Annotated in this window: 24 protein-coding genes; 3 read left to right on the top strand and 21 right to left on the bottom strand. The window is 37.2% G+C overall.

Going from position 1 to position 25,985, the window contains the following annotated elements; genetic code table 11:
* Positions 1 to 101: 101 nt before the first annotated feature.
* Positions 102 to 1,544, top strand: a complete 1,443-nt coding sequence (locus AC6UDF_RS02690) for a C69 family dipeptidase (RefSeq protein ID WP_500693727.1) — start codon at positions 102 to 104, stop codon at positions 1,542 to 1,544.
* Positions 1,545 to 1,602: 58 nt separating this feature from the next.
* Positions 1,603 to 3,126 carry a glutamate/gamma-aminobutyrate family transporter YjeM gene (gene yjeM / locus AC6UDF_RS02685; protein ID WP_500693726.1) on the top strand — a complete coding sequence of 508 codons (1,524 nt, stop codon included), beginning with the start codon at positions 1,603 to 1,605 and terminating at the stop codon, positions 3,124 to 3,126.
* Positions 3,127 to 3,167: 41 nt separating this feature from the next.
* Here the strand turns inward: yjeM and rplS are convergent, their stop codons facing one another.
* The 15 genes from rplS to AC6UDF_RS02610 all read right to left on the bottom strand — a co-directional run bounded on the left by rplS (position 3,168) and on the right by AC6UDF_RS02610 (position 18,604).
* The gene (gene rplS, locus AC6UDF_RS02680; protein WP_500693725.1) at positions 3,168 to 3,527 is read right to left on the bottom strand and encodes a 50S ribosomal protein L19; all 360 of its coding nucleotides are present in this window, start codon (positions 3,525 to 3,527) and stop codon (positions 3,168 to 3,170) included.
* Between the two features lie 109 nt (positions 3,528 to 3,636).
* Entirely contained in the window at positions 3,637 to 4,389 is a 753-nt protein-coding gene (gene trmD / locus AC6UDF_RS02675) for a tRNA (guanosine(37)-N1)-methyltransferase TrmD (RefSeq protein ID WP_500693724.1), read from the bottom strand.
* A gap of 2 nt (positions 4,390 to 4,391) precedes the next feature.
* Positions 4,392 to 4,907 carry a ribosome maturation factor RimM gene (gene rimM / locus AC6UDF_RS02670; RefSeq protein ID WP_500693723.1) on the bottom strand — a complete coding sequence of 172 codons (516 nt, stop codon included), beginning with the start codon at positions 4,905 to 4,907 and terminating at the stop codon, positions 4,392 to 4,394.
* 55 nt (positions 4,908 to 4,962) lie between these two features.
* Entirely contained in the window at positions 4,963 to 5,211 is a 249-nt protein-coding gene (locus AC6UDF_RS02665; RefSeq protein WP_500693722.1) for a KH domain-containing protein, read from the bottom strand.
* A 10-nt stretch (positions 5,212 to 5,221) separates the two neighbouring features.
* Positions 5,222 to 5,500, bottom strand: coding sequence for a 30S ribosomal protein S16 (gene rpsP / locus AC6UDF_RS02660; protein WP_500693721.1), 279 nt, complete (start codon positions 5,498 to 5,500; stop codon positions 5,222 to 5,224).
* Between the two features lie 89 nt (positions 5,501 to 5,589).
* Entirely contained in the window at positions 5,590 to 7,035 is a 1,446-nt protein-coding gene (gene ffh / locus AC6UDF_RS02655; protein ID WP_500693720.1) for a signal recognition particle protein, read from the bottom strand.
* Positions 7,036 to 7,045: 10 nt separating this feature from the next.
* Positions 7,046 to 7,387, bottom strand: a complete 342-nt coding sequence (locus tag AC6UDF_RS02650) for a putative DNA-binding protein (protein WP_500693719.1) — start codon at positions 7,385 to 7,387, stop codon at positions 7,046 to 7,048.
* Positions 7,388 to 7,399: 12 nt separating this feature from the next.
* The gene (gene ftsY / locus AC6UDF_RS02645; RefSeq protein ID WP_500693718.1) at positions 7,400 to 8,710 is read right to left on the bottom strand and encodes a signal recognition particle-docking protein FtsY; all 1,311 of its coding nucleotides are present in this window, start codon (positions 8,708 to 8,710) and stop codon (positions 7,400 to 7,402) included.
* 2 nt (positions 8,711 to 8,712) lie between these two features.
* Positions 8,713 to 12,246 carry a chromosome segregation protein SMC gene (smc, locus tag AC6UDF_RS02640; RefSeq protein ID WP_500693717.1) on the bottom strand — a complete coding sequence of 1,178 codons (3,534 nt, stop codon included), beginning with the start codon at positions 12,244 to 12,246 and terminating at the stop codon, positions 8,713 to 8,715.
* Positions 12,247 to 12,259: 13 nt separating this feature from the next.
* Entirely contained in the window at positions 12,260 to 12,991 is a 732-nt protein-coding gene (rnc, locus tag AC6UDF_RS02635; RefSeq protein WP_500693716.1) for a ribonuclease III, read from the bottom strand.
* Positions 12,992 to 13,071: 80 nt separating this feature from the next.
* Positions 13,072 to 13,344, bottom strand: coding sequence for an acyl carrier protein (locus AC6UDF_RS02630; RefSeq protein ID WP_500693715.1), 273 nt, complete (start codon positions 13,342 to 13,344; stop codon positions 13,072 to 13,074).
* Between the two features lie 12 nt (positions 13,345 to 13,356).
* The gene (plsX, locus tag AC6UDF_RS02625) at positions 13,357 to 14,388 is read right to left on the bottom strand and encodes a phosphate acyltransferase PlsX (RefSeq protein WP_500693714.1); all 1,032 of its coding nucleotides are present in this window, start codon (positions 14,386 to 14,388) and stop codon (positions 13,357 to 13,359) included.
* 15 nt (positions 14,389 to 14,403) lie between these two features.
* Positions 14,404 to 16,434, bottom strand: coding sequence for an ATP-dependent DNA helicase RecG (recG, locus tag AC6UDF_RS02620; RefSeq protein WP_500723801.1), 2,031 nt, complete (start codon positions 16,432 to 16,434; stop codon positions 14,404 to 14,406).
* Between the two features lie 76 nt (positions 16,435 to 16,510).
* On the bottom strand, positions 16,511 to 18,211 hold the full coding sequence (locus AC6UDF_RS02615) for a DAK2 domain-containing protein (RefSeq protein WP_500693712.1): 1,701 nt from the start codon (positions 18,209 to 18,211) through the stop codon (positions 16,511 to 16,513).
* 30 nt (positions 18,212 to 18,241) lie between these two features.
* The gene (locus AC6UDF_RS02610; RefSeq protein WP_500693711.1) at positions 18,242 to 18,604 is read right to left on the bottom strand and encodes an Asp23/Gls24 family envelope stress response protein; all 363 of its coding nucleotides are present in this window, start codon (positions 18,602 to 18,604) and stop codon (positions 18,242 to 18,244) included.
* Between the two features lie 193 nt (positions 18,605 to 18,797).
* Between AC6UDF_RS02610 and rpmB the strand changes: the two genes are divergently transcribed.
* Positions 18,798 to 18,983, top strand: coding sequence for a 50S ribosomal protein L28 (gene rpmB / locus AC6UDF_RS02605; protein ID WP_500693710.1), 186 nt, complete (start codon positions 18,798 to 18,800; stop codon positions 18,981 to 18,983).
* A 62-nt stretch (positions 18,984 to 19,045) separates the two neighbouring features.
* Here rpmB and AC6UDF_RS02600 read toward each other — a convergent pair whose 3' ends face one another.
* The 6 genes from AC6UDF_RS02600 to priA are packed head-to-tail and all read right to left on the bottom strand — an operon-like array spanning position 19,046 to position 25,975.
* Complete coding sequence (locus AC6UDF_RS02600) at positions 19,046 to 19,690, bottom strand: thiamine diphosphokinase (protein WP_500693709.1); 645 nt, start codon at positions 19,688 to 19,690, stop codon at positions 19,046 to 19,048.
* Between the two features lie 2 nt (positions 19,691 to 19,692).
* Positions 19,693 to 20,352, bottom strand: coding sequence for a ribulose-phosphate 3-epimerase (gene rpe, locus AC6UDF_RS02595; RefSeq protein ID WP_500693708.1), 660 nt, complete (start codon positions 20,350 to 20,352; stop codon positions 19,693 to 19,695).
* A gap of 2 nt (positions 20,353 to 20,354) precedes the next feature.
* Positions 20,355 to 21,260: a ribosome small subunit-dependent GTPase A gene (rsgA, locus tag AC6UDF_RS02590; protein ID WP_500723799.1), complete on the bottom strand. Its 906-nt coding sequence runs from the start codon at positions 21,258 to 21,260 to the stop codon at positions 20,355 to 20,357.
* A gap of 9 nt (positions 21,261 to 21,269) precedes the next feature.
* Positions 21,270 to 22,610, bottom strand: a complete 1,341-nt coding sequence (gene rsmB, locus AC6UDF_RS02585) for a 16S rRNA (cytosine(967)-C(5))-methyltransferase RsmB (protein ID WP_500693706.1) — start codon at positions 22,608 to 22,610, stop codon at positions 21,270 to 21,272.
* Positions 22,597 to 23,541, bottom strand: coding sequence for a methionyl-tRNA formyltransferase (gene fmt / locus AC6UDF_RS02580; protein ID WP_500693705.1), 945 nt, complete (start codon positions 23,539 to 23,541; stop codon positions 22,597 to 22,599). The genes rsmB and fmt overlap by 14 nt, the downstream gene beginning before the upstream one ends.
* 10 nt (positions 23,542 to 23,551) lie before the next feature.
* Positions 23,552 to 25,975, bottom strand: a complete 2,424-nt coding sequence (gene priA / locus AC6UDF_RS02575) for a primosomal protein N' (RefSeq protein WP_500693704.1) — start codon at positions 25,973 to 25,975, stop codon at positions 23,552 to 23,554.
* Positions 25,976 to 25,985 lie beyond the last annotated feature (10 nt).

Here is a 25,985-nt window from a genome sequence, read left to right as displayed (position 1 = left end):
AATTATACCCTAAGTAATTTAGCATACCAAACGTGAAGTTATACCATAACAAAGGCAATATGGTAGAATACTTACATGTGATTTAATAGGAGGCAATCTAAATGACAAGTTTTAATGAATATTCCGCATGTACCAGCATTTTAGTTGGAAAAGATGCCACGGTTGATGGCAGCACTTTAATTGGTCGCAATGAAGATGCTAAAGCATCATGGCCAAAACGATTTGTTGTCCATGAACATAAGGAGTATCAGGATGATCAGGAATTCAAATCAACTGATAACGGCTTCAAAATGCCGCTACCAAAAACACGGGGAAAATACACTGCTACTCCCGAATGGACCGACCAAGACGGTTTATTTGAAGAGGATGGTATTAACGAATATGGGGTTGCTATGAGTGCAACTGAAAGTACGTACGCTAACGCACGTGTCCTAGGTTATGATCCTCTTGTAAAAGATGGAATCGGCGAAGAAGCCATGGTAACCGTAGTCTTGCCTTATGTCCATTCCGCAAAGGAAGCCGTCAAACGTCTTGGTAACATTGTTGAAAAATATGGGGCCAATGAAAACAACGGAGTCCTTATGTCTGATAAAGAAGAAGTTTGGTACTTAGAGATCGGTTCCGGACACCAATGGATCGCTGAAAGAATTCCTGACGATGAATACGCCATCGTTGCTAATCAAATGGCCATTGAAGAAGTTAACTTTAAAGATAATGATCACTTCATGTGGTCACCAGGGATTAGGGACTTTGTATCAAAAAACAATTTAAATCCGGATCGTTCTGGTTTTAACTTTAGACACATTTTTGGAACCCATGACTTATCAGACACCTACTATAACACCCCTCGAGTTTGGTACGGACAAAAAATGTTTAACCCAGAAATCAAGCAGGATCCCACTTCCCAAGACCTCCCCTTTACAAGGAAAAGTGAAGAATTAATATCGGCACTCGATGCCCAAAAGTTGCTCAGTTCACACTATCAGGGAACTCAGTTCGATCCTATTGGTGCAGGCGAAGAAGCTGATCGAACTCGATTTCGTCCCATTAGTTTAGCCAAAACCCAAGAATCACACGTGCTCCAAATCAAACCTAATCTACCAATTGAAATTGGTGGAATTCACTGGCTTGCTATGGGTGTAGCGGCTCAGAGTACTTACGTCCCATTTCTTGAGGGAATTTCTGATACTCCCAAAGCATATAAGTACCACGTCAAGATGGATTTTGATCCTAAATCGGCTTACTGGATCTTCAAGCTAGTTGGAATCTTAGTTGACCCCCATTACCTTGAATTTGGTGACAAACTTAAAAACGTGCAACAAAGTTTAATCGAACAATACGAACAAATTTTACAGCAGGGAGAACAAGAGGCCCACGACTTGGATTCAATTGAAGATTCAATTGAACTAACTCAGCTTGCTAATGAGGCCAGTTCTAAAGCAAGTAAACTCGCTTTGCGTAGCTTTAAGAACCTTGGTCAATACTTGATTACAAACTCAACGGACTTCTCTCCTCTCAACTATCACCAAGATTTAAATCTATAAAAAAAGAGAGTATACTTTATTAGTATTTCCATTAAATTTAATCAAGGAGAGTGACTTTATGTCTAAAGGGAAAAAGCAAAGTAAATTAGGCTTAATGTCTTTAGTTTTAATGATACTCACTGCGATATTTGGCTTTGGTAATACGACCGTCGCCTATGATCAAATGGGCTACGCCAGTATTATCTGGTACATATTTGGAGCACTAGTATTTTTCTTACCGGTTTCATTAATGTTTGCCGAATATGGTTCGACTTTCAGTAGTGCTAAAGGTGGAATTTATTCCTGGCTTAAAGAGTCAATTGGTGAACGCTTAGCCTTCATCGGAACCTTTATCTGGCTATCATCATGGATCATTTGGATGATCTCAACTTCTTCTAAGGTTTGGATCCCATTTTCTAACATTATTTTCGGAACGGACAAAACCCAAACATGGCATTTGTTCGGAATTTTTACCCCAATGCAAACAATTGGAATCCTCGGGATTGCCTGGATTTTAATTATTACTTTGTGTGCGAGTCATGGTTTTGATTCAATTGCTAAGATTGCAAACATCGGTGGAGTATTATCAATTGCTTTGCCACTGATCTTTGCTATCTTATCAGTAATTGTTTGGGTCTTAAATAAGGGCCAACTTGCTGAGCCAGTCAATGGCGCTAAAAGTTTCATTCAATCCCCTAATCCATTATTCGTAACTCCAATCGCCATCATGTCATTTGTTGTTTATGCGATTTTTGCGTATGGAGGAATGGAATCAATTGGTGGAGTCGTTGATAAGGTCAAAAATCCTACGAAGACTTTTCCCCGTGGGGTCATCATTGCGGCAATCATCATGGCAGTCATCTATTCTGGATCCATTTTTTTGGTTGGTATTACAGCTAACTGGCATGAAGTTGTCGGAAAGGGTTCGGTCAACTTGGGTAACATCACTTACGTTTTAATGAATAACCTTGGTTATGTTTTCGCTAAAACCCTTGGCTTTTCAGCCGGATCAGCAATGGAATTTGGTCGCTTCATGGCTCGAGTAGCCGGTTTAGGGATGTTTATTCCGTACTTAGGTTCTTTCTTTGTTCTGATATATTCCCCAATCAAATCATTTATTGAGGGATCCAATCCAGATTTATGGCCTAAAAAAGTGGTTAAATTAAACAAACATGGCATGCCAGGGTTTGCAATGTGGATTCAAGCATTTGTCGTTGTTGCCGTTATCTTTGTCATTTCTTTCAGTGGCAATAATGCTCAACAATTTTACTTAATTTTAACTGACATGGCTAATATTTCGACAACTTTCCCCTACTTATTTTTAGTTGGAGCTTTTCCATTCTTCAAGAAACTAAAGAATGTTCCTCGTCCCTTTGTCTTTTACAAGAACCGAATTGTCACTAACATCATGGTAACCATTATCTTGGTTGTACTAGTGTTAGGAATTGGTTTTACTGCTATTCAACCAATCTTGACTCATGATTACACCACCGCCTTCTGGACCATTGTGGGACCACTAGCTTTTGCATTGGTTGGTTGGTTAATGTATGAATACAACAGTCGAAGAGGTACTAAAACTGCTAAAGAAGTTGATGACCAATAAAAAAAGAGTTCGCAATGCGAACTCTTTTTTTTTACATAAAATTAATGCTTACGACTTGCTTCTTTAATACGAGCAGCCTTACCAGAACGATCACGTAAGTAATACAACTTAGCACGACGAACTGAACCATGTCTAACAACATCAATCTTAGCAATTCGTGGTGAATGTAATGGGAAGATTCTCTCAACCCCAACCCCACTGGCAATTCTTCTTACTGTGTAAGTAGCTTGAATGCCTGAACCGTGACGTTTAATTACAACACCAGTAAACTTCTGAATACGTTCGTTACTACCTTCAACAACCTTTACGGAAACCGTAACGGTATCACCGACACGAAATTCAGGAATATCTGAACGAAGTTGATCACTATTGATCTTATCAATCAATTTATTTTGACGCATAATCATTTCTCCTAACTAGCATTCTTATCTTCTCGACAGCGGAATACCGTTTTATTTAGCCATAAAAGACCACTTAAAATTATAACATACAAACCAAAAAACTCAATACTTACCGATCTTCTTCCTCAATTTTAACGTCCGCCAATAATTCCTTTTGCCTTTTTGACAGTTTATTGTAATTAATCAGATCTGGTCGTCTTAAATATGTCTTTCTTAAAGATTCCTTCTGTCGCCAATCATCAATTTTTTGATGATCACCACTAGTTAAAATCGGTGGAACTTCTAATCCCCTAAAGTCTGCTGGTCGCGTGTATTGAGGATATTCAAGCAATCCACTTGAAAAAGAATCTCCTGGAGCTGACTCTTGATTACCAAGGACACCCTTAATGAGTCGAACGGTCGCATCAATCATTACTAGCGCAGGCAATTCACCACCCGTCAGGACAAAATCACCAATTGAATACTCGTCAGTTACTACGGATTTAATTCGTTCGTCAAAGCCCTCATAGTGACCACATAAAAAGGTCAAATGGTCCTCTTTGGCAAGATTTGCAGCATCGTTTTCATCAAATTTTTTCCCTGCCGGATCAGTTAAAATGACTCTACCAGATGAATAACCCTGTTTTTCTGAAACTTCTTGAGAATGCGCAAAAGCATCAAGCATTGGTTGAGGCTTAAGTAACATTCCAGCTCCCCCACCAAAGGGGGTATCATCCACGTTATGATGTTTATTAGTCGAAAAATCACGAAAATTAGTAATATCAATATTTATGATTTCTTTTTCAATGGCCTTACCGATAATGGATTCACTCAAAGGGCCCTTTAAAATATTAGGGAAAAGGCTCAATATATCGATCTTCATCGTTACTGCATTCCCTCCATTAACTCAACGACTACTTTATGATTAGGAATATCCACTTTTTTTACGACCGAATCAATCTTTGGAAGTAACAAATCATCTTTATTTTTACGCTCCACTACCCAGACATCATTGGCAGGCATATCCATAATATCACTTATTACACCAATTTTATTATCATCTTTATCGATAACATCCATGCCGATAATTTGTTGATAGAAATATTCGCCTGGTTGTAAGTCAGTATTTTTTCTTTGCTCCGACGTAATTTTTAGGATGGCAGGTTTAAGGTATTCAACATCATTTATGGAATTGCGACCAGAAAAATGCAACAGAATAAATCCCTTATGGCTTCTAACCCCGTCAATCTTCAATTCTTCCATTTTTCCGTCTTTGGGGAATACATAAACAAGATTACCAACTTTAAAGCGTTGATCAATAAAATCAGTAGTAGGTTTTATTCGTACTTCACCTTTAATTCCCTGAGTATTTACTAATTTCCCAATTTCTAAGTAATCCATAGTTCACCTATTTCTATAAAAAAACTCTTAAATAAAAACGAGTTTTATCTAAGAGCTAATCTTTGCCATCATCAATAACGAGTTTAATTCGCTTTCCATCATTAACGTGAACACTATAAATTATGGTTCGAATCGTCTGAGCAACTCGACCCTTTTTTCCAATAATACGTCCAACGTCATTAGGATTGGTAGACAATATATATTCGCTAAATTGATCAGTATCCTGATGATTAATACTAATATCATCAGGAAATTTAACTAATGGCTTAACGATTGTTTTAATTAAATTATCAAAATTAACCATAATCAATCACTTATTTCTTAGCTGCTAATTTAGCATCATGTAATTGTTTCATAATACCTGCATCTGACAAAATATTACGAACAGTATCAGAAGGTTTAGCACCTTTTTCCAACCAGTCCATGATTGATTCTTCTTTTAAAGTTACTTGATCAGGTTCAGTTAATGGATTGTAAGTACCAACATTTTCGATAAAACGACCGTCACGAGGACTACGTGAGTCAGCAACCACGATACGGTAAAATGGACGCTTCTTTGAACCCATTCTTCTTAATCTAATTTTTAATGACATAAACACACCTCCTAATAGTTTTCTTAACAGTTACTAATATTACCAATAAATATTAATGATGTAAAGGTTTTTTTCTTTACAGTCTGAAATTAATGTCTTTTTTTATTTTTTCGTCGCTTCTTTTTATTCTTTTTGATCTTGCGACTCATCCGCTTCATGGCGAGATTCGACAATTTACCAGTCATTCCTCCACCCATTCCAGCAGAATCCATCATATTTGACAAACCCGACATATTTCCATTAGACACTTTGTTCATCATTTTCTTCATTTGATCAAATTGTTTAATGAGTCGATTGACTTGTTGAATCGGTTGAGCCGATCCGCGAGCAATTCGACGTCTCCTTGAAGGATTTAACACATCCGGATTGGATCGTTCCTCATCAGTCATTGAATAGATAATCGCTTTAATGTGGTCTAAATCTTTGGGATTAACGTTTAAATTCTTCAATGCCGGATTATTAGCCATTCCTGGAATCATTTTAACCAAATCTTGAATTGGACCCATCTTTTGAATTTGTTCTAATTGATCAACAAAATCATCAAAATCAAAAGAATTTTCCTTGATTTTTTCGGTTAATTCCTTAGCTTGATTTTCATCATACTCTTTCTGAGTCTTTTCGATGAACGAGAGCATGTCGCCCATTCCCAAAATTCGAGAAGCCATTCGATCTGGGTGAAATACGTCCAAATCATCTAATTTTTCACCTTGACCAACAAACATAATTGGTTTGTCAGTCACAGCCCTGATTGACAAAGCAGCTCCACCACGAGTATCTCCGTCTAACTTTGTTAGAATAACCCCGGTAATATCTAAAGCATCGTTAAATCCGACCGCCGTATCAACTGCATTTTGACCTGTCATAGCATCAACAACTAAAAGAATATCATTTGGATTGGCCACCTTTTTAATATTCTTTAATTCATCCATCAAGTTTTCGTCAATTTGAAGCCGACCGGCCGTATCAATTAACACATAATCGTTATTATTCTTGCTAGCTTCCTTTAAACCATCTTGAACAATTTGTACTGGGTCAACATCCGTTCCCTCTTGAAATACTGGAACATCAACTTGTTCGCCCACCTTTTCTAACTGTTCAATTGCTGCGGGACGATAAACATCGGCAGCGATCATTAATGGACGCGCATTATCTTCAGATTTAAGCCTTTTAGCTAATTTACCTGCTGAAGTAGTTTTACCTGCTCCTTGAAGTCCTACCATCATAATGACTGTAGGAATCTTGTCTGATTTAACTAGCGGAGTGGCAGATTCACCCATCATGTTAGTCAGTTCATCGTTAACGATCTTAACAATTTGTTGGGCCGGATTTAATCCTTCAAGAACATCAGCGCCCTTAGCTTTTTCTTGAACCCTCTTTACAAACTGACGAACCACCTTAAAGTTAACGTCCGCTTCTAGTAATGCTAATCTAATTTCCCGCATTGTTTCACGCAAATCAGATTCGCTGACCTTACCTTTTCCTCTTAAGTTTTTAAAAGCTTTTTGTAATCGATCGGTTAAACCTTCGAAAGCCATCTTTTCACCCCTAATTTTCTTCCGTAGTTTCTAAGTGATCCACCAACTCATTTAAGTGTTCATCATTTGGATAATACTTCTTAACGTAATCTCTAATTTCATCGGTTTGCCGATTGCGTAATACAAACAATTGATATAGGTGCATTTTACTTTCATAGTCTTCAAGAATTTGCTCAGTTCTTTTAATGTTATCATAAACCGCTTGGCGACTAATATTGAAATTTTCTGAAATCTCACCTAACGAAAAATCATCTGCATAGTATTCTTGAATATACTCTGCCTGTTTCTTAGTGAGTAATTCACCATAAAAATCATACAAAGCATTAATCCGATTATTCTTTTTAATGTCCATCTAAAGTCACCACTAATTGTCTTGAATTAATCCCTTAAATAAACCGTCAATAAAGCTCTTAGAATCAAATTTACGCAAATCATTAACCGTTTCTCCAAGTCCAACGAACTTTACCGGAATATTAAGCTTATTTTTGATTGCAATTACAATTCCACCCTTGGCAGTTCCATCAAGCTTTGTTAGAACAATTCCCGTAATGTTAGTGATTTCATTGAACATCTTGGCTTGATTCAAAGCATTTTGACCAGTAGTTGCATCAATCACTAGCAATACTTCTTGAGGTGCGTCTGGAATTTCACGCTTAATGACCTTATCAATTTTAGCAAGTTCATTCATTAAATTAACTTTATTTTGCAATCTTCCGGCTGTATCAACAAATAAAACATCATAATTTTCTTTTTTGGCTTTATCTACTGCTTCAAAAACAACCGAAGCTGGATCACTACCAGCGGACTTTTTAACAATATCAACACCATCACGTTTAGCCCATTCATCTAATTGTTCAATGGCGCCCGCTCTAAATGTATCAGCAGCCGCTAAAAGCACCTTTTTATTTTGCTTTTTAAAATTATTGGCCATCTTACCAATAGTCGTCGTTTTTCCAACTCCATTGACACCAACAAATAAAATCACAGTTGGGCCAGTTTGAGATAATTTGATTGAACTATCTTTATCACTTGGTGCATCATACAAATCGATCATCTTTTGGACGATTAGATTTTGAACTTCTTTTGGTTTCTTGGCATTTTTTAATTTAACCTCTTCTTTTAGTTCATCAGTTAGTTGGATTGCAGTTTCAAATCCAACATCGGATTCAACCAGCGTATCTTCTAAATCATCAAAGAAATCATCATCAACTGAGCGAAAATTAGCAAATAGCGCATTTAATTTTTGTCCAAACGAAGACCGTGATTTTGCCAGACCATGTTCGTATGCTTTTTCAGTTGATTCAGGCTGCTTAGTTACATCATCAGTAGACTCTTTGACATCTTCATTTTTATTAGAAGAATGATCTGCATCAACCACAGACTGGCCTTTTTCATCTGACTTGTTATCGTCAGTGCTTCGAACACCATCTTTTGATGTTTGCGTTTGTTCTTCCGGTTCTTCAGAAACATCAGCTCCATCGTTCTCACTCTCACTTGATCCATCATTTTTCTGACTAACTTCATTTTCTTCAGTTTGTTGAGAGTGGTCACCTCGATCAGAGGTGTCGTCACCAGTAGCCTTTGCTTTCTCATCTTCTCTTTTAGACTGCTTGGTTTCGTTCTCGTTGTCGTCAGATTCCTTCTTCTTACTTTTAAAAATATCAAATAAACCCATAATTATTCTCCTAGCTTTTTAGATTCATCCAAGTTGACCGAAACAACCTTAGATACACCCGAATCTTGCATTGTAACTCCATAAAGATGATCCGCATAGACCATCGTTTCCTTTCTGTGAGTAATTACAATAAATTGTGTATTATTCTTTAAACTCTGCATATACCGCGCAAAACGATCCACATTAGCAGGGTCAAGAGCAGATTCAGCTTCATCCAATATTACAAATGGAACTGGTTTTACCTCAAGAACCGAAAAAAGCAGTGCCAAAGCCGTTAGAGCTTTTTCACCACCAGAAAGTAAATTGAGATTACGGTATTTCTTTCCGGGTGGTTTTACCAAGATATCGATCCCGGTTGTAAGTAAATGATGTGGGTCATCCATTTTTAGTTTGGCTTCCCCACCACCAAAAATATTGCGAAAAATATGACTAAACGCAGTTGCAATTTTATCATAAGTTTCGCTAAATTTAACTTTTACCGTTTGATCCATTTCATTCATTATCCCAATCAGTTGGCTCTTAGATTCAATTAAATCATCAAGTTGATGATTCATAAATTCGTAACGGTCTTTCACTTCTGCATAGGCATCAATTGAATTAACATTAATCGGACCCAACTCGTCAATTTCAGATTGGATGGATTTAATCAATGAATCGATTTCGGGTAATTCAAGTTCCACCTTCTTCATTGAGCTAGTTCCTTTAATCATGTTATCACGTTGATAACGCTCAGAATCAAGGTTATCTATAGCTGTTTTTAAATTTGACTCTAGCTTTTGAACTATTCCTGTTTGAGAAATTAAACGATCCTGAAGATCGGAAACTTGCTGATCATATTTTTGATCATCTTGGTTAAATTTATCAATTTTTGAATTAAGATCGTTAACATCCCGCTTAGTACTTTGGATTTGTTGTTCTAGTTCGGGAATATTAGTTTTTACTGCCACCACTTCTTGATTAATTGATTGCTTAAGTCCGTTTATACTATTGGCTAAGCTTTTTAATTGAGTTTCAAAATTCAACCTTTGTTTTAAAAGACTTTCCCTACTGGACTTGAGTTGACTATTTTGTTCCTTTAAGCGAATCAACTTTTCTTTGATTTCAGATGATTTGATATTATTTTCGTTAACATTCCGAGTAATCTTTTCAATCTGACTTTTGATTGAGGTATTCTTAGACTGATTTTGCTTAATTTGCATTTTTAAATCATTAATCTTATGAGAAAGATCAATCTCATTTACACCATCATCACTAGTTGTGTTTTTTAATTGTAATCGAATTGCATCAGCATTTCTTTGAGACTCCTTTAAACTACTTTGATTCATACTAATGCTTTTTTGTTTAGCTTGAATCTCTCCTTTTAATTCATTTAATTTTTGACGAAGTTCATCGTGCTTATTCTGCTTTATTGTGTGCTGATATTGGAATTTTTTGATAGTCTCCTCACCAGCATTCATCTTCTGGCTCATTTCTTCAACTTGCTGATTTAAGTGGACCAATTTTTCTTTTTGACTTAGTAAGCCAGAGGACTGGTTGCGATTCGATCCACCGGTGATTGCACCTCCAGCATTAACGACATCCCCATCTAAAGTTACCACTTTAGCCTTATGACCAATTGTCTTACTGATCTTTGTAGCACTTTTTAAATCAACCGCAGTCATCGTACCACCCAGCAGGTGATTCTTAATCCGTGTCATATTCGATGGCATTTTGACCAGGTCCGAAGCAATTCCAACAAAGCCAGAAATCGACTTTACCTCATTTAACACATTAGAGGATAAATAACGTTCATTAACGGCATTCATAGGCAAGAACGTAACTCTTCCCAGTTTCTTCTCGCTTAAATAGTGAATTGCTTCTCTAGCGTCTTTAACGTTCTCGGTGATAACCTGCTGAATCTGACTTCCCAGTGCTGTTTCAATGGCTAGAACATAACGATCAGGAACTTCAATAAAATCACTTACTGTTCCTTTAATACCAGTTAAATTCGCTTTGCTTTTTAATAAGTTTCGCGTCCCGCGATAAAGCGAATTATGATTTTCCAAGATTGACTTAATACTATCTCGTTCCGTTTTAGTCTCCTGAAAAACACGTAATGCAGCATACCAGCTTGCCTTTAATTCTTTTTCTTTGTCTCTTGAATCTGACAACTTCTTATCAACTTGCTTTAATTCATCCACCATTTGTTTCTGGTTGTTTTGAAGTTTCGATAATTCGGTCTCTTCTGAAGTGATTTCTTGCTTTAAAAGGTTGCTTTGATCTTCAATCGCATTAATCCGCTGGTACTTCTCTTTTACCTCACTATCACTACGCTTGGATAATTTTTGCATTAACTTTAAATTATTCTTGGCACTGGCTAATGACTGCATCAAATCTATGTAATCATTTCTTATATTTTCAAGTTCTGTTTGCTTTTCCAATAAATTTTGTTGAATAGGAGCCGTTTCAAGCTGCTTCATCTTATGAGAATAGTTGGAAATGAGAGCCTGCTTTTTACTAATTTGGCTTTGATTATCAGTAATATTGTTTTTAACGTTTCCCAGTTGCTCTTTTAAATCACTTACTTTACTTTCTAAGTCGTTAATCTTTTGTTGATTAAATTCACGTCGTTGCTCAGACAACTGCTGATCACTATGAGCTGATTCGAGTGATTTAGTGTCGCTTAAAAGTTGATTTTGAAGCTGTTCACGCTTCTGGGTTAAACTTTTAATCTTGCTCGTTAACCCTTGTTTGCGTTCTTTAACTTCCTTAACTTGTATTTTTAGATTAGTAAAAGTAGTATTTTGCTTTTTGAGCTCCTTTTCCAGATTCATTTTCACGTTTTCATGATTTTTAATCTTAATCACTAATCTAGAATACTTCAATTGATCAAGATACTTTTTCTTATTTAAATAGAGCGAAGCAGCATCACTTTGCTCCTTTAGAGGCCCAATTTGTTTGTCCAACTCGTTAATAATATCTGAGATTCGATCCAAATTTCCTTGAGTATCAGCTAACTTTTGTTCAGTTTCCACCTTTTGTTTTTTATATCGATAAACTCCAGCAGCTGTCTCAATAATTGATCGCCTTTTTTCAGCATCATCATTAAGAATTTCGTCAACATTCCCTTGCGAAATAATTGAAAGGGAACCTTCACCTAATCCAGTATCCATAAAAAGATTATTAATATCCTTCAAACGACAATCTTTATCATTGATTGAATAAGAACTATCACCATTTCGATAAACTTTACGTGTGATTTTAATTTCGGTATAATCAGAATCCAAAAAATGATCAGAATTATCAAAATAAATGCTAACTTCTGCACGACTAAGAGCTCTGCGCCCCTTGGACCCAGAGAAAATGACGTCTAACATTTTTTTACCACGTAAAGTTTTGGCCGACTGCTCACCTAAAACCCAACGAATTGCCTCGATGACATTACTTTTTCCGCTACCATTTGGACCAACAATTCCAGTAAGCCCATCCTGAAAGTCAATTGTGGTTTTATCTGCAAAAGATTTAAATCCTGCAATCTCAATTGATTTTAACTTCACCTTAATGCCTCATTTACTTAATACTTGTGCTTACTCCCAGTTCATTGAGTGCTTTCTTTGCCGCTTTCTGTTCTGCATCTTTCTTGGAATGTCCTAACCCGACTCCCATTTCTTTGCCGTTAATTTTTACCGCAACTTTAAATTTACGGTCATTATCAGGACCATCTTCACTAACTAGTTCATAGTCTAAATCGACTGGGCCATTTTCTTGAACAACTTCCTGTAATTCAGTTTTATGATCAAAGAATTCGTCAAACCAACCCTCATCAAGCTTAGGGAAAATCACAATCTGACAAAAATTCCTCACCGTTTCTATTCCTTGATCGAGATACACCGCTCCAATAAATGATTCAAAAATATCACATAAAAGTGAGTCACGTTGTCTGGCATTCGCCTTTTCTTCACCTTTGCCGAGTCGGATATACTTGTCAAAATGACATTCACGGGCGAAACGACTAAAGCTATGCTCATTAACCATCGCAGCCCTTAATCTAGTCAGTCGACCTTGTGGTAATTCAGGAAAACGTCTAAAGATGTAGTCTGAAACCACTAATTGATAGACAGCATCCCCTAAAAACTCCAGACGTTCATAAAATTTTAATCCTTGACCGGGATGCTCGTTCACGTATGATGCTTGGGTCATTGCTTCATCTAAAAGTGCTTCATCGTTAAACTTAATATTAAACTTGTCTTTTAACAAGTCATCAAACTGCTTTTGCAATTCTATTTCCTCCAAAGGTAACATTTTTTCTTTTAATTATATCATTAATGCCTAAATTACGATAATTGCATAATAAAAAATGACCCGTCATAACAACGAATCATCTATTTCTTTGCAATGTGTTTTTTCGTTTTTGGATCAATATCTCGCATAATTACATTCACTAGATCGCCGACATCACTGATATTCTCAGTATTTTCACTGGTGAAAACATCGCCAAACTCATCCTCTAATTCAACGATAAATCCCGCCATATCAATAAAATCAGCGCCTAAATCATTAGTAAAGTTTAAGTCATTCGTTACCTTATCAACCGGAACCTTAAAACGACTTGAGGTGATTTCTGCTACTTTTTTAAATACTGTTTCTCTATCCATCAGTGATCCCTCCTACTGCTCACTATTTTTAATACTATCCATTTCATCAGTATGATTAGAAAAATAATCTTTCACTGAATCAACAAAATTAGAATTAATAATTTGCTGAATTTGAAGTATCGTATTTCTAATTGTCTTAGCCTTACTGCTACCGTGGCTCTTCACCACTGGGGCCTTTAATCCAAGCAGAACGGCACCCCCGTACTTAGTGTAATCCATCTTGTGGGCAATCTTTCTTAAAGTATCCTTGAGTAATAAAGCACCCACTTTGGACTTCACTCCACCATTTATAATGCCGTCTTTCAACATATTAATCATTGACAATGCAGTTCCTTCAATACTCTTTAAAACCGCATTACCGGTAAAGCCATCGGTTACCGCTACATCGGTAACTCCATCCAGCAACCCTCGTGATTCGATGTTACCAATAAAATTAATGTCATCATTTTTTCTTAAAGCACGATACATTTTTTGATGAATCTTATTTCCTTTGTCAGACTCGGTGCCATTATTAATCAACCCAACCCGTGGATTTTTAATCTTTAAGACTCTTTCAGCATAATACTTACCTAGTAGTGCATACTGATAAACGTTAACAACCTTAGCATCAGCATTTGCTCCACAATCAATTAACGTGAAACCAGTATCGTTATCAATTACTGGTAAAGTAGTAACCAGTCCCGGACGATCAATTCCTTTGATTCTACCGATTATCAATAAACCAGCAACTAGAATGGCACCAGTATTTCCACAGGAATAAAATGCATCAGCTGTTCCATCTTTAACAGCTCGAGCAGCCATTACCAGACTTGATCCCTTTTTTTCTTTTACTGCTTTAACGGGTTCATCTTCCATTTTAATAACTTCATCTGATTGAATCACTTTGATATTTTCTTTGTTATTTAACAACGAATTGATTTTATCAGAATCACCAAAGAGTTGAAACTCCACGTGATCCATTTCATCACGAGCAAGCTCAATCCCTCTGACAATTTCATCAGGTGCATTATCGCCACCCATTGCATCAACAGCAATTTTTATCATTATAGGCAAAGCTCCTTAATCAAACTTAACATCTTGATTTAAAGATTTAAGTCTTTTTACTAACTTTCGATTTTGCGGTTCCTGTTCCCAGTTAACATCATCAACAATTTCTTTTGCAACGGTCTGCGCTGTGCTCAAAATATTAATGTCAGCAACTGGATCTCCAACTTTAAAGGTTGGCATTCCAGACTGATTTTTACCGAGAATGTCCCCAGGACCTCTTAATTCTAAATCTTTTTGTGAAATAAAGAAACCATCAGTTGATGAACACATCACATTCATTCGTTTTCTACCAGTTTCATTTTTAGGATCAGCAATTAAAATACAATAAGCTTGCTGGTCCCCTCGCCCCACACGACCCCGAAGTTGATGTAGTTGAGCCAACCCAAAATGGTCAGCATCATAAATCACAATGGTACTTGCGTTGGAAACATCAACTCCGACTTCAATTACGGTTGTAGAAACTAGAACTTGTACCTTATTAGTCTTAAAAGCATCCATTACTTTATTTTTGTCTTCATCACTCATTTGACCATGGAGTAAGCCAACCGTGCATTTATCACCAAGTTCTTGCTGAAAGTTTTGGTATGTATCAGTCACGTTTCTCATATCCACTGCTTCAGATTCACCGATAAGGGGGACTACCACGTAAACTTGTTCTCCATGATTTAAGCGCTTTTTGACAAAATTAAGCATTGCATCAATCTGTTGATTCTTAATCCAAGCCGTTTTAATTGGTTTTCTACCACCTGGCAACTCATCAATTACCGAGACATCCATTTCACCATACGCTGTGATCGATAGAGTTCGTGGAATAGGCGTAGCGGTCATCGATAACACGTTCGTTGATTTACCCTTTTCTCGCATGGCCTTTCTTTGATTAACTCCAAACCGATGCTGCTCATCAATGACAGCTAATCCTAAATTATGGTATTTAACCTCTTTTTGAAACAATGCATGAGTACCCACCACCAAGTTAATCTCGCCACTTTCAATACGGGGTAAAAGTTCATTTCGAGCCGCTCTAGAAGTATCACCAGTCAGTAGTCCAATACTAACACTAGTATCCTTAAAAAGCTCAGCAAGTCCGTCAGCATGTTGTTCGGCTAAAATTTCAGTGGGAGCCATTATTACGGCTTGTTTCCCAGAAAGAACCGCAGCATAAATTGCGATAGCCGCTACAACCGTTTTTCCGCTCCCAACATCTCCCTGTAAAAGCCGATTCATCTGATATGGACGCTTTAGATCAGATAAAATTTCTGAAATAACCTTTTTTTGTGCCAGGGTCAATTCGTACGGAAGAGAACTCACAAACGTCTGTAATTTAGCACGATTAATGGTTATCGCAGAATTAGGGGCCTGATTTTTCTGATGTTTTAAAGTTTGCATTCGCATTTGAAACAAGAAAAATTCATCAAACTTTGCGGTTCTACGTGCGAGTGCTGCTGCTCTTTGATTTTTTGGAAAGTGCATGTTAAAAATGACATTTTTTAAATTTTCTAATTTATACTTTTTTAAAACCCAATTGGGGATGAAATCTTCAATTTGACCTTGGTACTGATCATAGGCTTCGGTTACCAATTGGCGAATGGTATTCTGGGTAATCTTATGGTTAGCGGGATAAATTGAACCAAATTTTTCGCCATCACCAGCTTTCAAAATTTTAATTCCGGCCATCGATTTTTTATTTGCATCAAACTTTCCGTAAATCAAAATTTCATCCCCGGCTTCAACCTGTTTCTTTAGCCACGGCTGATTAAAAAAGGACACCGGAATCACATCATTACCAACTAGTAACTTAATAGTTAAACGACTTCTACGTCTTCCAAAAAAATTAACCGTTGGATTGATAGCAACCTTACCCTTCAGAGTGACCACCTGCTGATCAGAAATTTCAGAAAGATCTTTAGTTCGAAAATCTTCATAACGAAATGGAAAGTATGTCAGTAAATCATAAATGGTCACAATCCCCAAATCATTTAGAGCTTCAACTTTTTTGGGACCGACTCCTCTAAGCGTTTCCACATGGTCATCTAACCCACTCATCAAATTCACCTCCTAAAAAGACTGTTAATCCACAAGGACTAGCAGTCTTATTAAGTATCTATCTATATAATATTACCTATTCAACGGAAATAATCAACGGATAAACTGGTTGATCCCCCTCATGAGTCTCAACTTCTAATTCATCGTCCACTGATAAGGCAGCATTCGAAACTTTATCAGCATCATCCTGATCAGCGTCTTTTCCAAAAATAATCGTAACGTTTTCGCTATCATCATCTAACATTTTTTTCAGCATCTTAATAGCTGCATCATCTAAAGAAGAACCAAGGACCTGAATGTCTCCATCAATAATTCCCATGTAACTACCCTTTTTAATGTCCATTCCATTAATCTTTGTATCACGAACAGCAGTCGTCACTTGGCCACTTTTAACGGTATCTAAAGAGTCGTCCATCTGGGTTTGGTTTTCTTTAAAAGTATTATCAGGATCAAATGAGAACATCGCGGTTAATCCTTGTGGGATTGTCTTGGTGTGGACAACTTCCATCGGAATGTCTGTGATTCCCTGGGCTTGCTCTGCCGATAGGAAAATATTCTTATTGTTAGGGAGAACGATCGCTTTTTTAGCATTACTGTTATTAACAGCGTCAACAATATCTTGCGTACTAGGGTTCATCGTTTGTCCACCACTAATGATGTTAGTTACTCCTAAGCTCTTAAAGAGCTTCTCTAAACCTGCTCCCGCAACCACCGCAATAATTGCTAAGTCACGCGGCTTTTTATGCTCTTTTTCTTCCTTTAAATCATCGGTCTTTTGAGCTTTTTCATCGCTTTCCATGATTGATTCTTGTTGCAGTCGCATGTTATCAACTTTAACGGTTGCTAAGTCACCAAATTGTTGTCCCCACGACAAGACCTTGCCAGGATGCTCCGTGTGAACGTGAACGCGAACCACTTCATCATCATTAATAACCAAAAGCGAGTCCCCTAATTTCGCCAGATAGTTATAAAAAGTATCGTAGTCGAATTTCTGGGTAACCTGCTTTCCCTTCCCAATTCGCACCATAATTTGGGTACAATACCCATAAACAATGTCTGCTGGGTTTAATTTACCTTGAGCACTCTTATGATGCTCAACATCAATCATTTCGTTCATTTCTTCAGAATTAGGTTGATGTTCACCTTTGTCTTCAATCTTTCGACCATTTAAAACATCATCAAAAGCTTGAAAAACAAATACCAATCCTTGTCCACCAGAATCCACCACTCCCACTTGCTTTAATACTGGGAGAAGATCTGGAGTTTTTTTAAGAGCTTTCTCAGAAGCATCAAGAATTGAGTCCATTACCTTTATAACATCATCAGTATCTGAAGCAGTATTTTCACCAGCTTTAGCAGCTAGTCTAACTACCGTCAAGATGGTCCCTTCAGTGGGCTTCATGACCGAACTATAAGCAGTCTTAGCTCCAGCGATAATAGCATCTGCAAATTCTTGAGCATCAAGATCCTTTTTACCTTCAACGTTTTTTGCAAAACCACGGAAAATCTGAGACATAATGACACCAGAGTTACCTCGAGCTCCCATTAATAGCCCCTTAGCAAGTGCAGAAGCTTTACCGCCAATCGTATCATCATTTGATTTATCGACGTAACTTTCCCCACTTGATAATGACAAACTCATGTTCGTTCCAGTGTCTCCGTCTGGAACTGGGAAAACATTTAACGAATTAATAAAATCCGTATTATTATTAAGAACGACCGCGGCGGCTTGAACCATTTGGTCGAACTCTTTAGTAGTAATCTTAGTTAATGACACTATTATCAAATCCTCCTTATACTCAAACCACTAGTCGTTAATAACCTTAACACCCTGAACAATTACGTTTACTGAATCCGAATTAATCCCTAACATCGATTCCAAATTATATTTAACTTTTGACTGAACATTACGAGAAACTTCAGAGATCTTGGTTCCATAACTCACAATGACGTTGACGTCAACTTGAACTTTCTTGTTAACTTCTCTGACAACTACTCCTTTTGAGTAACTATCCTTTCGAAGAATTTCATTCATATTATCTTTAAATTGGTTTTTGCTAGCCATGCCAACAACTCCATAATTATCAGTTGCGGCACCGCCGACTACTGTAGCAATTACATCATTATCAATATCAATTGATCCATATTGAGTGTTTAACTTTACAGCCATCGTTTGCATCCCCCTTATCCTTTCGAGCTCATAACGATATCTAATGTTACCACACCCCATTATAAAACAAAAATATGAATCATGGTGTCAAGGACATTTACTTGAAAGAAACTTTGCATTTATGACGGTATTATGGTAAGTTATTTAGGTGAACTATTGAATATAAAAGAATTCCAAAGTAAGGAGGGATATTATGGCTAAGGATCAAATTAATGGTAAGAGAACTCATTTCGGCAATCGTCGTTCTCACGCTTTAAACTCATCAAGAAGAAGTTGGAAGCCAAACCTACAAAAGGTACGCATCTTAGTTGATGGTAAGCCCAAACGTGTTTGGGTTAGTGCCAGAACTTTAAAATCTGGTAAGATTACCAGAGTATAATCATTATTATTTTAATTAATTAATTAAAAAACAGTACAACCATTGAATGGTTGTACTGTTTTTTAGTCTCGGCTTTGAATCACCATCAATACTCCTTCATCAAAAACAAACGAAGCACTATCTCCAATAAATTCATTACTTGAATAAGAAGTTGGATACCCCACCCAATGATGATTTAATTGATATCTTTCATCATTGAGCGTTAAATGCATTGGTAACAGCGGACAAAAGTCTAAATATTTCATTCCAGTGATTTTCTTAATATGATACGACCCACTTAGAAAGTATCGGATTACATTTTGACTATCAATGAGTCTCAGCCTTGAAAGATAGGGTTTAATATTTGGCTTTAAGACCATCAAAAAATTGGTCAGCAAGTGATCAAGACGCCCGCCTGAAAAGCCATAAATATCGATCTCATTCTTAGGAAAATACTTGCCAGCGGTCCTGATACCCAATTCAGTATCAGTCTCATCCTTTACCGGATCAACCCGAATAACGTGCTTGGCTTTTTGTAATATTATTTTAAATTCCGAATCTGAAACCGAATCGAAGTCACCAACAGCGTATTCAGGAATAATGCCCAATTTGATTAGTCGTAAACTTCCTCGATCAACCCCAATGAAGGGACCCTTTATTTTTTTAGTCTTTAAGTTAGATGGCCATAACTCAATTGGTCCCCCAACAACGACATTTACCTTATTCATAACTAAAAATTAGTAGCGTTCTTAAGAGCCTGAATACGAGCAGCAGGATCTTCTGCATCAAAAACATATGAGCCAGCTACAGCGACGTTTGCACCAGCTTTATAGGCGTCAACCACCGTCTTATTGTTAACTCCACCATCAATTTCAATGTCATAGGAATATGAATCATTTTCTTCACGTAATTTATTTAATTCTCTAACCTTACTAATCGTTTCAGGAATAAACTTTTGACCACCAAATCCGGGATTAACAGTCATCACAAGAACTTGATCAACCATGTACAAGACTGGCTTAATCATCTCCACTGGGGTTCCCGGATTAATTACCACTTCAGCTTTAACGTTTTTATCTTTAATCATTTGAAGAGCACGATGAATATGGGGAGTTGATTCAACATGAACCCCAATAATATCTGCGTTAGCATCAGCAAAAGTATCAATATATCTTTCAGGATTCTCAATCATTAAATGACAGTCAAGTGTTAATCCAGTAATGGGGCGAATCTCTTTGACCCAGCCTGGACCATAGGCAATCGCTGGAACAAACATCCCATCCATAACATCGATATGTAGTAATTCCGCACCACCCTTATCGACCTTTTCAATGTCTTTTTGTAGGTTTACGTAATCCGCACTTAAAATTGAAGGAGCAACTTTAATCATGTTTAATTTCCTCTTTTCTTATTATAAATTGGCTTTTGTGCTTTTAATAAATGATATTCTTGCAGATAATCATCATACCTGCTCGATAGAATTGTACCACTTTCAACCCCAGCTTTCACGGCACAACCAGGTTCATTAACATGCAGACATTCACGAAACTTACAGTTGGGTGAAGCACGTACAAATTCCGGAAAATAATTTTTTAATTCATTTGACTTAATTTCCAAAGTATCAAAAGAAGAGAAGCCTGGTGTGTCAGCAATCAAGCCGCCATTTACCGTTAGTAAAGACACCTTCCTAGTGGTATGCTTCCCTCGACTTAAAGACTTAGATACGACTCCAGTTTTAAGCTTTAACTTAGGGTCAATTTCGTTAAGCAGTGTTGATTTTCCTGACCCAGTCTGACCCATTACGATTGATTGTTTGTGAGGAAGTAACTTCGAAACATCGCTCACTGCATTTACATCATCTTTTTTATCAGGCAACACAGCTTCATAACCAATTTTCCTATAATCAGCCGCAACCGTTTTAAAAAAATCAACCTGCACTTTTGACGTTAACAAGTCAGTCTTACTAAGATAAATAATTGGGATAATCTTCTGCTTTTCGAGGGCCACAAGTTGCTTATCTAATAGTGAGAAAGAAAAAGCAGGTTCAATGGCTGAATTAACTACAATTGCTTGATCAGTATTAGCAACTGGTGGTCTAACTAATTGATTAAACCGTGGTAAAACCCTTAAAATGTATCCCTCGTTCACATTAGTTTCATCAAACTCAACCAGGTCGCCAACGATGGGTTTAATATTTCTTTTTCTAAAGTTCCCTCGTGCTCTCGTCCGGTACATTTTTTCATCGGACTCAACGTCATAGAACCCACTCAAAGATTGATAAATCTTGCCTTTTCTCACATTAATCTCCTATTGAATCCTCTGAAAGCCCGCGATAAAGAAGCCATCAGAATCATAGTCGTCTGGATAAATTTTTAAAGCATCTGTATCACGATTTGGCTTTAGGTCTTTTCTTGTCTTAACCCAAACCGGTTTAAAGTTTTGGTGCTGATCTAAAAACCTGCCGACATTCTCACTATTTTCTTGATTCATGATGGTACATGTACTAAATACCAACTGTCCGCCCACTTTGAGTGTTGGTGCCACAGCATTCAAAATTTCAGTTTGAATCTTTACAAGATGTAAAACGTCATCAAGTGTCTTATCGTATCTAATCTCTGGTTTACGCCTCATCAATCCAAGTCCCGAACAGGGAGCATCAACCAGGATTTTATCAAAAGTACTTTCACCAAATAATTCAGAAACATTACGAGCGTCAATGGCATGAACTTCAATATTATCTTTCACACCCATTCGGGCTGCATTTTGCTCAATTTTGGTTAATTTTTTGAGGTGCAGATCTAAAGCTTCAACCTTACCAGTAGTCAAATATTCAGCAATTTGCGTGGTTTTACCACCAGGAGCCGCACAAGCATCTAGTACATAGTCATCATTTCTAATGTCCATGGATTGAACTGGCAACATGGCACTTTCGTCCTGAATCGTAAACAAACCCTCTTTAAACAGAGGACTACCACTAGCACTTTTACCGGATAAGATAAGCGCATGATCAGCTACTTCACTACTCTTAACCTCATATCCCTCTTGGAAAAATTTCTTCTTTAAGTCATCATCAGAAATCTTACGATGGTTCACCCGGACTGATTGCTTAGCTGGCTGATTAATACTTTTAAGTATATCAACCGTCTTATCCATACCAAGTTGCTCATTAAGTTGCTTTACAATCCACAGCGGAACACTATAAAAGATTGAGTCGTAAGTGGCAGTGTCTTTAATTTTATCAATTGGAGGCAATCCATTTCGTTGGATGTAGTGAAGGACTCCGGTAACAAGTCGTCTAATACCATCATGCCCACGCTTTTTGGCAATCTTAATTGATTCATCAAAAATCGCACGATCTGGTATTTTGTCTAAATACTGCATTTGATAAATTGCCGTATACAGTAATTCTTTGACCCAACCATCAAGTTTGTCAGATCTTTTTACTAAATGGTCAACATAATAAGCTAACGTTAACCGGTGCTGAATCACACCATAAACGATATTAGTATACAGAGAAATATCTTTGGGACTCATCGTGCTAGAATCGATCACATTGTTGATTTGAAGATTAGAATATGCACCGCCATGAACACGCTCTAGTGTTCTTACGGCTAAGTATCGTGGATTACTTGAGTTATTTTCTGTCAATAAATTGATCTCCAATTTCTAATTTCTGGTTGCCGTTCAAATATTCGGTAATTGATTTTTTTGACTTCCCAGACGGTTGAATTTCTTCAATTCCCAAAACCGTTCCGTTCCCAGCAGCAATTTTTAAATGGTGTTTATCTTTACTAACCACCTGACCAGGATCTAAATCAGTCTGCTCATCAATAACCGTTGTTTTCCAAATCTTATTTGGTTTCCCATTTACCATTGCAAATGCGGTCGGATCGGGTCTTAACGCTCTGACTTTTGCATCAACCAAACTAGCAGGTTGAGAAAAATCTAACTCTTCTTGTTCTCGCTTAATGTTTGGCGAAAACACAACTTGCTCTTCATCCTGTTTTTGGGAATGTGCAGTTCCATTAATAACTTCTTTTAAAGTCTTTAAGAGAAGGTCACGTCCCACTAAACTCAACTTTTTAAACATACTATCAGTATCGTCGGTGTTTTCAATCTTAACAGGTTGTTGAGCTAAAACATCACCAGCATCCATCTTTTTGACCATGTACATGATCGAAATTCCGGTTTCTTTATCTCCGTTCATAATGGCATATTGAACCGGAGCCCCACCACGATATTTCGGCAGTAAAGATCCATGAACATTGATATCCGCAATTTGCGCTGCTTCAAGCAATTTAGTCGGCAAAAATTGGCCAAATGCAGCAGTTATAATAAAATCTGGCTTCATTTGAATAATTTCTTCCATTTCGGGACTTCCACCTAATTTTTGCGGTTGTAGTACCGGTAACCCCAAATCTTGACTAGCTTTCTTAACCGGTGATTCTTCAATTTGATGTTTTCGCCCAACCGGTCGATCTGGCTGGGTTACCACTGCCAACACTTTGTAGTTCTGATTTAAAGCTTTTAGGATTGGAACACTAAATTCAGGCGTTCCCATAAATACAATTGATTTCATAATAATTCACCTACATAAAACTGACTGGTTCTGGATCAATCCCGATCCGTAAACCCTTTCTAACTTCTTTTTGTGATATTTGTAAAATATGCTTTAAGCTTTCATTGAGCTTTAAGTCACGTTTGTACTTAATAATGATTTGGAAATAATAACGTTTTTTCATTCGAGCAATCGGCCTAGGGGTTGGCCCCAAAATAATGGTAGTTTGATCAAGCGACTTTTTAAGATAATTAGCAACCTCATAAGATTCATTAGCCGCCTGCCTCTCATTTAGTGAACTAATTGAAACTTTAATGGTAAAGAAGTATGGAGAATAATCAGCTAAATGTCTTAAATGCATTTCTTTTTGATAAAATGCTTCATAATCCTGGTCTTTAGCCAATTGAATCACATAATTATCTGGATTATAGGTCTGAATAATGACTTCTCCATCCTTATCAGCTCGTCCAGCTCGTCCGGAAACTTGAGTTAATAAATCAAACGTTCGTTCACTAGAACGAAAATCAGGTAAATCCAATCCAGTATCAGCATTTAATACCCCCACCAAAGTTACATTCGGAAAATCCAGTCCCTTAGCAATCATCTGCGTTCCTAGTAAAACATCAGCATGATGTTCACCAAATTCACGAAGTAACTTCTCATGAGAACCCTTTTTCCGGGTTGTATCGACATCCATTCTGATTACTCGCGCTTTTGAAATGAGTTCATGTAATTGTCGCTCTACCCTTTCAGTTCCAGTACCAAAGTAACGAATATTTTTACTGTGACAGTTGGGACAATACTTAGGAATTGGTTCCTCAAATCCGCAGTAGTGACACTTCATCGTATGAGAATCCATGTGAAGCGTCAAAGAAATATCACAGTTGGGACACTTTAAAACATAGCCACAATCTCGACACATCAGAAAAGACGAGAATCCCCGACGATTAAGCATTAACACTACTTGTTCGTGCTTTTCAATTGTTTGCTTAATCGCACTAAGTAATTGGTGCGAAAAGATTCCATCATGAGTCTCTTCCTCTCTGGTCATGTCAACAACTGAAACTTCTGGTAAACGCCTTTGATTAATGCGATCGGGAAGGCGTAAAAATCTATAAACTCCCTTTCCGGCACGAGCCCTTGACTCAAGCGAAGGTGTTGCACTCCCAAGTACGACTGGGCAATGATGATAATTGCCACGCCAAATGGCAACATCCCGCGTGTGATAACGCGGATTATCATCCTGCTTGTAACTTGTATCGTGTTCCTCATCAAGAATAATAATCCCAATATCAGAAAGAGGAGCAAAAACTGCTGATCTTGCCCCTACTACTACCTTTGCCTTTCCATTATTAATTCTACGCCACTCATCATACTTTTCCCCAGTTGACAAACCACTATGAATTACAGCAACTTGATTACCAAACCGATTTTTAACTCGATTAACCATCTGGGGGGTTAAAGAAATCTCTGGAACTAACATCAACGCCGTCTCACCTAAATCCAGAGCCTTTTGGATGGATTGAAGATAAACCTCAGTCTTACCTGATCCAGTTACTCCTTCAAGTAGATAGGTTTCATTTCGATGGGCTTCAATGGAACGATCAATTTCACGAACGGCATGTGCTTGATCAACGGTTAACTTTTTTGGTTGATCAATTGTAATATCATGTTTGTACGGATCACGATACTTCTCAACCTGAACTTTTTTTATCCAATTCTTCTTTTCAAAACTATTAATCGCCGAATTAGATATTTTAAGATCATTAACGAGATGGGTCTGAATAATTGGTTGATCAGTATGGTGCTCTAATACAGAAAGTAATTTTAATTGAGAAGTGGCATTCTTACGAAGTTGTTTTTTTGCCTGACCAAAATCACTTAATTGATTTAAAATGGCCGTTTCCGTTTTCTTTTTGGCATCATTTTGAACTTTGTAAATCACTTGGATTTTATTGTTCTTACGTAACTTAGCAAGTTTCCCCATCTCAGTACTATTAAAATGCTCCTTGTCAAACGGAACCATACTCTGGTCCTTAAACTTATCATTAAGCTCTTGATCGGCAAGATTTCCAGTTGCTTTTACATAGGTTGTATATCTTGCCTTCATCGCATTAGGAAGCATGGTCAAAAGACAACTAATTCGAAAAGAATAAGTTGTATCAGCCAACCACTTAGAAAGTTCAATCATTTCGTCGTTCAACACTGGGCTCAAATCCATGGTACTATCAATCTTTTTGAGTTGCTTAAGCTGGTCCGGTTTCTCATCTGTAATATCAACGACAAAACCTTCAACTTTTCTGTTTCCATTCCCAAATGGAACAATGACCCTCATGCCTCGTTTCAGTTGATCTTCTAATCCAGTAGGAATTAAGTATGAATAGGGTACATTTGTTTGCATGGTCGGAACATCAACAATCACTTTTGCAATTTTCAAATTACCCCTTCTTTCCATTCTTGCATAT

It is taken from the genome of Fructilactobacillus sp. X2R6C1 (genome assembly GCF_059901295.1).
This window is presented reverse-complemented; position numbering and strand designations above follow the sequence as displayed.